Here is an 11,408-nt window from a genome sequence, read left to right on the forward strand (position 1 = left end):
GCCGAGGTCAGCGCTCCGCGCGGACGATCGCCAGCACGGCGTCGCGGAGCGCCTCCATGGTGGCGGCCGTGCGGGCCTCGCCGTTGTAGCGCAGGAACGGCTCCGTGTTGGACGGGCGGAGGTTGAACCACCACGTGCCGTCCTGGGCGGCGACCGTGGTGCCGTCCATGCGGGTCACCGTGGTGGCCACCCCGGCGAAGTCCTCGTGTACGGCCCGGCCCTCGCCGACGCCCTCGCCCACGGCGGGGGCGAACTGCGCCACCACCGCGGCCACGGCGGCGTCCTTGTCCGCGACCTGCGAGTTGATCTCTCCGGAGGCCACGTACGGCTCGTACTCCTCGGCCAGCTCGGACAGCGGCTGCTCCTGGCCGCCCAGGGCCGCCAGCACGTGCATGGCCGCGAGCATGCCGGTGTCCGCGTTGAAGAAGTCGCGGAAGTAGTAGTGCGCGGAGTGCTCACCCCCGAAGACGGCGGACTCGGCGGCCATGACCGCCTTGATGAAGGAGTGGCCCACGCGGGTCTCCACGGCCCGGCCCCCGTCGGCCGCCACGAGCTCGGGGACGGCGCGGGAGGTGATCAGGTTGTGGATGACCACGGGGGTCTGCTCACCGTCGGCCTTCGCGCGGGCGATCTCGCGGCGGGCCACCAGGGCGGTGACCGCGGAGGGGGAGACCGGGGCGCCCTGCTCGTCGATCACGAAGCAGCGGTCGGCGTCGCCGTCGAAGGCCAGGCCGATGTCCGCGCCGTGCTCCACGACGGCGGCCTGCAGGTCCCGCAGGTTCTCCGGCTCCAGAGGATTGGCCGGGTGGTTCGGGAAGGTGCCGTCCAGTTCGAAGTAGAGCGGCTCGATCTCCAGCGGCAGGGCGGCCAGCTCGGCGTCGCCGAGGACGGCCGGGGTGGTCTTGCCCGCCATGCCGTTGCCCGCGTCCACCACGACCTTCAGGCGGCGCACCCCCGTCAGGTCCACGAGCGAGCGCAGGTACGCGGCGTAGCCGGGGAGGATGTCCTCCTCCGTCACGGTGCCGGTGGTCTCGGCCGCGGGGATCTCACCGGCGTCGAGGTACGCCTGGGCCGCGTCGCGGATCTCGAACAGCCCGGTGTCCGAGGAGACCGGCACGGCGCCGGCCTGGGCCATCTTCATGCCGTTGTACTCGGCCGGGTTGTGCGAGGCGGTGAACACCACGCCCGCGGCCTGCTTCACGCCCGCCGCGTAGTAGAGCATGTCCGTGGAGATCAGCCCCAGGGTGACGACGTCGGCGCCGCGGCGCGTGGCGCCCTCGGCGAAGGCCGTCATGAACGCGGGCGAGGAGGGGCGCATGTCCCCGCCGACCAGCACGGTCTGACCGGCCAGGCCCAGCACGTCCACGAAGGCCGCGCCCACCGCGCGGACGCTCTCCGCCGTGATGGACTCGCCCACGATGCCGCGGACGTCGTACGCCTTGAAGGAGTCGTGCAGGTCGAGGGAGGGGGTCGAGGTAGTCACCCGACCGATCGTAGTGGACAGCCTGGATACAGTGAGGGCGTGCCCCCGACCACTCCGCCCCCGAGCGCGGGGCCCCCGGCCGTCCCGCCGTCGGGACCCGCGCCGGCCGCTCCCGGGGAGCCCGCGTACCGCAGGCTGCTGATCGGGCTGTTCCTGGCGGGGGTGGCCACGTTCGCCCAGCTCTACTCCCCGCAGGGCCTGCTGCCGCTGGTCAGCGACGACCTGGGCGTCCCCGCGGACCGTGCCGCCCTGCTCGTCTCCGCCAGCACACTCGGCCTCGCCCTGTCGGTGGTGCCGTGGTCCGTGGCCGGGGACCGGTGGGGCCGCCGACGCGCCATGGTGGTCTCGATGGTCTCCGCCAGTGCGTGCGCGCTCACGGGCGTCCTCGCACCCACGTTCGAGGCCATGCTGGGCCTGCGCCTGCTCGAGGGCATGGCGCACGGGGGTGTCGCGGGACTCGCCGTGGCGCTGCTGGCGGAGGAGGTGGTCCCGCACGCGGTCGCGGCGGCCGCCGGCACCTACATCGCCGGCACCACCCTCGGCGGGCTCTCCGGCCGGCTCCTCGCCCTGCCCGTCGCGGAGGCGTCCTCGTGGCGCGGCGGGATGCTGGCCGTCACCGTGGTCGGGGTGCTGTGCACGGTCGGCTTCCTGGCGATCACGCCGCGTGCCCGACGTTTCACGCCGTCGCCCACCTCCCCGGCGACGCTCGTGCGCATCGTGCGCGGTCACCTGCGCTCGCCGGAGCTCGTCGCCGTCTACCTGCAGGGGGCGCTGCTGATGGGCGGGTTCGTGGCGCTGTACAACTTCGTGGGGTACCGCCTGCTCGACCCGCCGTTCTCCTGGACGCCGACGGCGGCCGGCCTCGTCTTCCTCGCCTATCTCGCGGGCACGTGGTCGTCGCCGCGCGCGGGTCGGCTGGCCGCGCGGGTGGGCCGGCTGCCCGTCCTGGCCGGCGCGACGGCGGCCATGGCGGCGGGCGTCGCCCTCACGTCGGTCCCGCATCCGGCGGTGCTGGTGCCCGCCCTCGTGCTCGTGACGGGCGCGTTCTTCGCCGCCCACGCCGTGGCCTCCGCGTGGTCTGGGACGGCCGCCCCCACGGGCCGCGCCCAGTCGACCTCCCTGTACAACTTCGCGTACTACGCCGGCTCGAGCCTCTTCGGCTGGCTGGGCGGCGTGTTCCACGAATCCCATGGGTGGCCGGGGACGGTGCTGATGGTCCTGGCCCTGGTGCTGACCGCCCTGGCGAGCGCCGTCGTCGTGCTGCGCGGGCGCGGGACGGCCCCGGCGCGCTGAGCCGGGGCCGTCGTGGGGGCGGGTGTCAGCGGGCCGACCCGCGGGTCACCAGCCGAGGGCCTCGGCATCCGTGCCGGTGGCGGACCGGGCCTGGTCGCGCCAGGCGGCGAGGACCTCCGGGTCCTGCAGCTCGAGCCACGCGATCATCTGCTGGTAGGTCACGCAGTAGGTGTCCTCCTCGACGCAGACCTCGCGCATGACCTTCTCCACAGCCGGGTTGAACGCGTTGAGACCCCAGTCGTTGAAGTGGTTGCCGAAGACCAGCGGGGCGCGGTTGCCCGCGAACGCCGAGTCGTACATGTAGCGGTAGGTGCGGTACTGGAAGTCGGTGAGTCGGGCGACGTCCTCCGGGATGTCCTTGCCGCCGTTGCCGGAGATCCAGAAGTTGTAGTCCATCGCCATCACGAACGGGCTGGCCGCGTCCTTCTCGGCGAGCACGGGGGACCAGGTCATCGGCATCTCGAACTCCCAGATCCCGTCCTCCTGGTAGGGCCAGGCGACGCCGGAGGCGGCCGCGGCACGCGACGTGTCGTACTCGAGTCCGTTGTCCTTCCACATCGGGACGAGCTGGTCCCACTCCCCGTCGAGGCAGGGCAGACGTCCGCCCTTGACGTCGTCGGGGGTGACCTCCAGCGCCGGCAGGGAGCTGCCCGGGTTGTAGGCGCCGGGGTCGGAGAGGATGTCCGTGAACGAGCCGTACTCCTGCTTCCATTCGGCCGTGGACCAGTGGTCTGCGCCGTACCTCGTGGGCGCGCACAGGTGACCCGCGTAGTGGGTGCCGATCTCGTGGCCGGCGGCGTGGGCCGTGTTGATGTTCTCGATGCGCTGCGCCACCTCGGCCTCGTCGCCGCCGAACTCCGTGCCCACGTAGCCGGGCTCGTTGCCGGGCGCCGTGTAGTTCTCCCGGTTGGCGGTCTCGATGAGGTTGATCGCGGACTGGAACACCGTGAACTTCGCGTCGGAGTCCGCCGCCGCGTCCAGGAAGGTCTTCCAGCGAGCATCCTGACGGCCGCCGTCGAAGGAGAAGAGGACGAACTGCGGCGGGCGCTCCTCCGCCGTGAAGGCCCGCATCGGCACGCCCTCATGGGAGCGGGCGGACGGGCGGGGGAAGGACATGCGGTCTCCTGGCTCGGTCGAGTGGCGGGCGGAGTGTCTCCTCCATGGCCGCCGTGTCCAGACACGGAGGACTCCGCATTCCACCGTAGGCGAGGCCCTCGGTGGCTCTGGGGCCCTGGCAGAACTGTGACCAGGTTGTGATGTGGCGCCGCGGCCGTCGGCATGGCCCTCGCGGGCCACACCTAGACTGGAGGCATGGAATATCTCGTCCCTGTCCTCGCGGTGGTCGTCATCGGCGCCCTCGCGTTCGCCGCCGCCCGGTGGATGTCGGCCGGTCGAGCGCGTCAGGCGGCGGACCAGCGCACGCCGTCCGGTCGCGGGCTGGACATCGGACCGGAGCGGGCGCGTCTGGCAGCGGGGCTGCTGGACGAGGACGCCCATCGGCGCGTGTACGGGCACATCGCCCAGAGCCGCGTGATGGAGGCCGTGCGCGACTACCGCGCCCACACGGGACGCGGCCTGAAGGACGCCGTCATGGACGTGCAGTCCCTCGCCGTGCATCCGCAGGTCTACTCCGAGCCGGTGCAGGAACCGGACGCCACGTCCGCCGGAGTCGCGGGGCCCGTTCCCGGCGGCCATGGGGAGCCCCATCGGGACGACGCGGCCCCGGCCGACACCCCCGGGCCGAAGCGGCCCGGACAGGATTCGAGCGGGCGGGGGGAGCCGGACGCCCAGACGCCCGATCGCGAGACCTCTGACGCCGTGGCCGAGGACGACGCCCGGCAGGACAGCGACCACGCCTCGGCCGCGCCGCGTCCGACGGCGCCGTCCGCCGACGAGTTGACGACCCTGACCGTCCCGGCCGAGTGGACCGCCGCCCCCGCTGAGGAGGAGCTCCCCTTCGAGGTCGAGGTGATGCGGGGGACGGAGTCCGTCCGGCTCTCCTCGCGGGACCTGCCGCCGTGGCTGCGCGACCAGCTCGCCGCCATGGTGCGGGACGGCAACCTCGAGTCCGCCGCCGTCCAGCTGTCCAGCCACTCGGAGCTCTCCGTGCCGGAGGCGTACGAGCTGCTGCGCCGCATGCGCGAGCGTCGCGGGGAGGGCTAGTCACCGGCCGGTCGGCATGTCAGGTCGCCGCGCGCAGACGCGAAGAGGGCCGGAATCGCGTGGATTCCGGCCCTCTCTCGCGGAGACGGGGGGATTTGAACCCCCGGCCCGACTTTCGCCGAGCCCTTCATTAGCAGTGAAGTCCATTCGGCCGCTCTGGCACGTCTCCTCCGTCCGGCGCGCCTCGCACGGGGCGACGCGCGGTCAGACCGGTCCAGCTTAGCGCGCCAGGCCAGGGCAGGGCAAAGGAGCGCCGTGCTCACGGTCGGACCACCATCGCGCACGAGCGGGCCCCGGATCGATCGATCCGGGGCCCCGCGTGATCTGTCAGCCGTCCGGCCTGAGGCCGACGCGTCCGTTCAGATCAGATGCGATCCTTGCGGTCGTTGCGGCCGTCGAGGTCGCGATCGGTGGCGTCGCCGTCGACCTTGACGTCCTCGTGGCGGACCTCCTCGGTCACCGTCTCGGTGTCCTGCACCTGGCGCTTGCCCAGAGAGACCTTCTCGGCGTCCACGGTCTTGTTGACGACCGGGGTCTCCTCGTAGGTGGTCACCTCGACGTCGCCGTCGCGGCCGGCGGTGCGGGCCTCGGCGGAGTTCGGATCGACGGACTCGCGCTCCACCACGACCTCCTCGCGGGTGACGGGCACCTCGACGGTCTCGGTGGTGGTGTAGGCCTGCTTGCGCAGACGGACGCGGCCGGTGGCGCGGCGCTCGGTGCCGACGTTCAGGTGCTCGTCCTTGACGACGACGGAGTCGGCGTCGGTCACGTCGCGGCGGTCGCCGTCCACGACGGCCTCGTCGCGACGGTCGGCCGCGCCAGCCACACCCGCAGTGCCGGCCACGCCGGCGGTGCCGGCATCGGTGCGCACGTCGTCACGACGCACGTCGCCGTCGCGATCCGTGGCGGAGTACTCCATGGAGTAGTACTCGTAGATGCGCTGCTCCTCCTCGGGGGTCAGCGAGCCGTCGGCGTCCACGTTCGGGGCGTCCTTCACGAAGGACTTCTCGAAAGGCACCGTGATGCCGTCGGCGGTGATCTGGGCCTGCTGCAGCGGGACGAAGGTCTCGCGGGCGCCGAACAGGCCGGTCTTCACCGTGACGAAGGTGGGCTCGTTGGTGACGTCGTCGAGGTAGACCTGACCGACGGAGCCGATCTTGTCGCCGTCGGTGGCGAAGACGGTGGAGTTCTGCAGCTGGTCGAGAGCGTTGCGGTCCATGAGGAATTCTCCTTCTGAATTGGTGTTTTGTTGCCTTACGATCATTCACAATTCCCCATCGGCCCGAGTGGCGTCAACCATCGGCCCCCCGGATTCCCAATTCCCAGACTTCTCCCAGAATCTCGACGTGATCCGCATGATTACGCGGATTCTTCGCCCGGGCCTGCTGTGGATCCTGGGGGATCGGTGGGAGTGTGGCGCATGCGGTCCGCGACCCTTGACGGCCACCGATATTGTGTGGAATACGCGCGCCGCAGGCGTGAAAACGATCCCGAGGAGAGTGGAGGCCCCATGTCCGAGCCCCTGGTGGCCGAGCGCCGCCTCGCAGTGGTGGGAGCCGGCCCCCGCGGCGTCATGCTGCTGGAGCGGATCCTCGCCCGGCTCGAGGGCGCGGCCCCGGACGCACACCCCCGGCGGCTGCGCATCGACGTCGTGGACCCCTATCCGCCCGGGCCAGGGCGGGTGTGGCGCACGGACCAGTCCGAGCTGTACCTCATGAACACCCCCGCGTTCTTTCCGACCGCGTGCGCCGCCGACAACCCCGGTCTGCGCCCCTCCACCGCCGCCCAGACCTTCGACCAGTGGCGTCGCGTGCACCCGGAGGCCAGCCTCGGCGTGCGCCGCCACCAGTACCCGGCCCGTGCGGTCTACGGGCGCTACCTCCGGCATCTGTACAAGGACGTCGTGGCGGGGCTGCGCGCCCGTCCCGAGGTCGCCGAGGTCGTCGAGCACCGCGCGGAGGCCACCGCCCTGCACCCTCGACCCGACGGCGGCGCCCGCCTGGAGCTGCGCGACCCCGACGGCGCGATCTCCGTGCTCGACGCGGACGCCGTCGTGCTCTGCCTGGGCCATCAGCCTGCGGAGCTCAGCCCCGGCCAGATCCGGATGGCCGCCGCCGCGCGGGGCCGGGACGAGCTGCACTACCAGGGCCCGCAGATCCCCTCGGACGTGGAATGGGAGACCGTGGAGGCCGGGGCGGACGTCCTCGTGCGGGGCATGGGCCTGAACGCGTTCGACCTGCTGGCCCAGCTCACCCAGGGCCGGGGCGGGGTGTACCGCCGCACCGGCGACGGACCCGGCCGGGCCCTGCGGTACGAGCCGTCGGGGGACGAGCCGCGCCTGCACCTGATGTCCCGCCGCGGCATCCCGTACCTGCCCAAGGCCGAGGTGGACGCCTTCGTGCCCCGCGGCGTCACCCTCAGCTACCTCTCCGACGCCGCCGTGGACGCCCTCACCGCCCGGCACGGGGCCCTGGACCTCGCCGAGCACCTCTGGCCGCTGCTGCACCGCGACGTGGTCCGGCACTACTACGCCACGCTCGTCCGGGCCCAGCCCGAGATCCTCGGCGGGCCCGTCGAGGCGCGCCGGTTCCTCGGGGAGCTCGTCGGCCAGCTCGAGGAGGCCGGCCGCGGCGCCCCCGTGACCTCCGCGCACGCCGAGGAGCTCCTCCAGCGGTACGCCCCCGGGCGCCGTTTCCTCGACATCCTGGCCTATGGGTCCCCGTTCGAGGACGCCGTGTTCGCCTCCCATGAGGACTATCAGCGGGCCGTCGCGGACCTCATGGAGCAGGCCTGCGTCGAGGCCGCCCTCGGGGAGGAGTCCCCGTTCATGATGGCCGTCGGCGCGCTCCATGCCGGCCGACTGCGGATCAAGGCGTGGATCGCCGAGGGCCGGATCGCCGAGGCCTCCCGCATCCGGGACGTCCAGGGCTGGTTCGAGCCGCTGGTCGAGGGCCTCGCCTCCGGCCCGCCCCTGTGGCGCGTCGAGCAGATGCTCGCGGTGCACCGGGCCGGCCTGCTCACCTGGGCCGGCCCCGCGCCCGTGGTCGAGGCCGAGGACCACGCATTCACCGCCCACAGCCCCCAGGTGGGAGCCCAGGACTCCCTGGGGCCCGCCGTGGTCGAGGGGGCCTGGCTGGTGGAGGCGATGATGCCGCCCAACCGCGTGCAGGCCGCCGCCTCCCCGCTGGTCCGTCAGATGCTGGCGGACGGCGTCGCCGCGGCCGGGACGTGGGAGGACGAGGAGGGTGTGCGCGTGCCCGCCACCGGTTTCGACGTCACGGCCCGCCCGTACCGGCTGCGGGCCGCGGACGGCACGGTCCACGCGGACGTGTTCGTGCTGGGCCTGCAGCTCTCGGGCGTGCAGTGGGGCACCGCGATCGCGGCCGAGGCCGGGGCCGATCCGACCGGACGTGCCCTCTTCCTCGCCGACGCCGACGCCGCCGCGGCGGCCGTGCTCGCCGGCTGAGCCCCCACGACGACGGCGGGGCCGCCCGGGTGGCTCCCGGACGGCCCCGCCGTCGTCATGCCGGGTGTGGCGCCCCGCGTCCCGTCAGGGACGGACCGGCCCGCGGCCCTTGCCCGGGTGCTCCGGGCCGTGGCCCTTGCCCGGGTGGTCGCCGCCGTGACCCGGGGTCGCGCCGACGCAGCGCAGCCACTCGCGCACGGAGTTCGCGGGCTTGCCCGGCACGCCGCGCGGATCGGTCACACCGTCGCAGGTCTCGCCCGGGGAGGGCTCCGGCTCCGGGGTCGGCTCGGTCACGGGCGCGTCGAGCTGGAGGCCCACCAGGATCGGGTTGTGGTCCGAGGACCGCCACTGGTCCGCGGAGTACAGGTCCTCGGCCACGTAGTTGTGGCGCGAGTACTCCAGTGCCACGGATTCGTTCGCGTTGATCATCCAGATGTCCTGGCCGGTGATCGCCGCCGCCGCCGACGGCGAGGCGTAGATCCCGTCCAGGCTGCCGACGGCGCCGCCGTACGCGTACGAGTACTCGCCCGTGAGCGCGCCCTGCGAGACGTACCCGGCCGCCTCGAGCACGCGGATCGGGTCCTCCTTCTCGTACGCGTTGAAGTCACCCATGAGCAGGACGCGGTCGGTGCCGGTCTCGGCCTTCATGCGCTCGGCGAAGGCCACGAGGGCCTCGGCCTGGCCCACGCGGTCCGCGTTGTACGCGCCCTGGCCGTCGCCCGCGTCCACGTTGCCCCCGGTCGCACCGGAGCCGCCCTTGGACTTGAAGTGGTTGGTGATCGCCACGAAGTCGGTGCCGGCCGCCCCCTCGGACGTGCCGTCGGCGGCGCGGAACAGCTGGGCCATCGGCTCGCGGGCGTTGTCGAAGTTCGTCTGGTCGTCGAGGATCACCGACTCGCCCACCGGGGTGACCTCGGCCGGCTGGTAGATGAACGCGGAGCGGATGACGTCCTCGTCCGCGAGCGCGGGACGCACGGTCGGGGAGGCGACGAAGGCCCAGCGCTGCTCGCCGGCCTGCGCGTTGAGGGTCTCCACGAGGTGGGCCAGCGCGTGGTCCCGGTCGAGGCCGAACTTCTCGGAGTTCTCGATCTCCTCGAGCGCGACCACCGAGGTGCCGAGGCCGTTGATCGCGGCCGCGATCTTCTCCTGCTGGCGGGCGAACGCCTCGGGGGTGTAGGCGCCGCGCGGCAGGCAGCCGTTCGTGGTGACGGGGTTGCCGGCGCGGTCGCGGTAGGCGCTGCAGCCGGCCACGTCCTGGCCCAGGGTCGTGAAGTAGTTGAGCACGTTGAAGCTGCCGACGGTGACGTTGCCGCCGACCGCCTCGGGGGCGGCCTCGCCCGGGCGGGTGTCCTCGATCGTCACGGGCTGGAGGGCGGCCGCCGTGGCGTCGGTGAGGTGGCCCAGCGGCTGGAAGGACCACGCGTCGAAGCGCCAGTCGAGGATGACTCCGGTGGTGAACTCCAGGCCCGCGCCCACGCGCACCGGCTGGTCCGCGTCCAGGTACGGCAGCGGGTTCTGGTTGCCCGGTGAGCGCATGAAGTTCGTGGTGGCCCCGTCGTCGAGCACGATCAGCTGCTGGGCGTTGGCGGCCGCGACGGCCTGGGCCTCGGCGCCGGGCCGGGCCACCGACGTCGGGTTGTCCAGCGGCGTGGTGCCGGGGACGATGCCGAGGGAGCCGTACTGGTTGAGGGAGTAGTTGTCCGTGACCGTCCAGTCGCCCTGCGGGGCGAGGACCATGCCCTCGAGCGCCTCACGGTCGGCCTCCTCCAGCGGGAACTCCACCGGCGTGGGGGCCACGGCGCCGGGCTCGGCGACCGGCAGCACGCCGCCGGCGGCGACCTTGATCTGCGTGAGGCCGTAGTGCTCGGCCGCTTCGCCCGTGACCTGGACGTGGTCGCCGAGCGTCACGGAGCCGACCGTGTCCGGCGAGTACACGAACACGCCGTCGGAGGCGCCCGGGGTGGCGTCGGGGGTGTCGCCGCCGGTACCGGCGGTCTGGATGTAGTAGCCGTCGTAGCCGCCCGTGGAGTACACGGCGGTGACGACGCCGGTGGTGGTCACCTGGCGCCCGGCGTACGGGGTGGCCGTGCCGGTGCCCTGGAGCTGGGCGATGGTGATCCGCTCGGCCGGGGTCGGCTGCGGCTCGGGCTCCGGGGTCGGCTCGCCGCCGGTGGCGGCGGCGTTGGTCGGGGTGACCTGGTCGGTGACGGTGAAGTCGGCGCTGTTGTCGTCCGTGTCCACGCCGTTCGTGCGGGTGAGGGACTTCGGGTCCGAGTTGGCCGAGGGGGCGCCGGCGGCCGCCGTTTCGAAGGTGTTCGTGGCGCCGTAGCCGAGCACGTCCGCGACGCCCGGCACCTGGCCGGTCACCACGGAGCCGACCGGCAGGTCCGTCACGGTGCCCGCCTGGCGTGCGAGCACGATCGTGCCCTTGGTGCCCGCGGGGTTGAACGCCCCGCCGGCCACGAGGTCCGCCTGCGGCAGGGCGACGCCCGCGGTGCCGTTGGAGCCGCCGGAGACCAGGAAGTGGCCCTTCGCGGGCACCGTGCCGGACAGCGCGACCGTGCCCTGGGTCGCGGCCGTGCCGGCGGCGGAGCGGTACTGCAGGGACCAGCCGTCGAGGCTGATCGGCTGGTCGGTGGGGTTGTAGAGCTCCACGAACTTGTGGGTGTACACGGCGTTCGCGGAGCCGCCGTTGGTGTACGCCTCGTTGATGACGAGGGAGTCGCCGGCCGGGCTGGCCTGGGAGGGCAGGGCCACGGCGGGGGCGAGCAGGGCCAGGGCGGCGGTGGTCACCGCGGTGCGCGCGGCGAAGCGGGGCAGGGGGGTCATGTCGTCCTCGGTCTCGTTCTCGATGGGTCAGCGCGGCAGGCCCGCGGCGGTCAGCCAGGCATGGGCGGAGAAGACGGGGTGCGTGGCGGCGCCGCGCTGCACGCCGCGGCCCTTGCCCGGGTGGTCCTCGCCCTTCACGCGGCCCTTGCCCGGGTGGTCGGCGCCCTTGTCATG

General features: G+C 73.1%; 7 protein-coding genes and 1 tRNA gene. 3 read left to right on the forward strand and 5 right to left on the reverse strand.

All coding sequences use genetic code 11. From position 1 onward, the window contains the following. Nucleotides 1-7: 7 nt before the first annotated feature. Nucleotides 8-1,483, reverse strand: coding sequence for a phosphomannomutase/phosphoglucomutase (locus QL983_RS02705; RefSeq protein WP_170748172.1), 1,476 nt, complete (start codon nucleotides 1,481-1,483; stop codon nucleotides 8-10). A gap of 141 nt (nucleotides 1,484-1,624) precedes the next feature. On the opposite strand from QL983_RS02705, the gene QL983_RS02710 reads away from it, so the two are divergent. Further along, nucleotides 1,625-2,776: an MFS transporter gene (locus tag QL983_RS02710; protein ID WP_256748653.1), complete on the forward strand. Its 1,152-nt coding sequence runs from the start codon at nucleotides 1,625-1,627 to the stop codon at nucleotides 2,774-2,776. 45 nt (nucleotides 2,777-2,821) lie between these two features. On the opposite strand, the gene QL983_RS02715 is transcribed toward QL983_RS02710, so the two are convergent. Continuing rightward, nucleotides 2,822-3,892 carry a hypothetical protein gene (locus QL983_RS02715; protein WP_230278145.1) on the reverse strand — a complete coding sequence of 357 codons (1,071 nt, stop codon included), beginning with the start codon at nucleotides 3,890-3,892 and terminating at the stop codon, nucleotides 2,822-2,824. A gap of 195 nt (nucleotides 3,893-4,087) precedes the next feature. Between QL983_RS02715 and QL983_RS02720 the strand changes: the two genes are divergently transcribed. Then, on the forward strand, nucleotides 4,088-4,939 hold the full coding sequence (locus tag QL983_RS02720; protein WP_036316053.1) for a hypothetical protein: 852 nt from the start codon (nucleotides 4,088-4,090) through the stop codon (nucleotides 4,937-4,939). Nucleotides 4,940-5,019: 80 nt separating this feature from the next. On the opposite strand, the gene QL983_RS02725 is transcribed toward QL983_RS02720, so the two are convergent. Beyond that, nucleotides 5,020-5,108: transfer RNA gene (locus QL983_RS02725), tRNA-Ser, on the reverse strand. Between the two features lie 195 nt (nucleotides 5,109-5,303). Continuing rightward, nucleotides 5,304-6,158: a PRC and DUF2382 domain-containing protein gene (locus QL983_RS02730; protein ID WP_144868720.1), complete on the reverse strand. Its 855-nt coding sequence runs from the start codon at nucleotides 6,156-6,158 to the stop codon at nucleotides 5,304-5,306. A gap of 291 nt (nucleotides 6,159-6,449) precedes the next feature. Between QL983_RS02730 and QL983_RS02735 the strand changes: the two genes are divergently transcribed. Further along, the gene (locus QL983_RS02735) at nucleotides 6,450-8,405 is read left to right on the forward strand and encodes an FAD/NAD(P)-binding protein (RefSeq protein ID WP_144868723.1); all 1,956 of its coding nucleotides are present in this window, start codon (nucleotides 6,450-6,452) and stop codon (nucleotides 8,403-8,405) included. Nucleotides 8,406-8,489: 84 nt separating this feature from the next. On the opposite strand, the gene QL983_RS02740 is transcribed toward QL983_RS02735, so the two are convergent. Next, a complete protein-coding gene (locus tag QL983_RS02740) occupies nucleotides 8,490-11,234 on the reverse strand; it encodes an ExeM/NucH family extracellular endonuclease (RefSeq protein ID WP_152743961.1) in 2,745 nt (914 codons plus the stop codon). Nucleotides 11,235-11,408: the final 174 nt, after the last annotated feature.

Origin of the sequence: Micrococcus sp. APC 4021, assembly GCF_030407635.1 — a bacterium.
Taxonomy (GTDB): domain Bacteria; phylum Actinomycetota; class Actinomycetes; order Actinomycetales; family Micrococcaceae; genus Micrococcus; species Micrococcus luteus.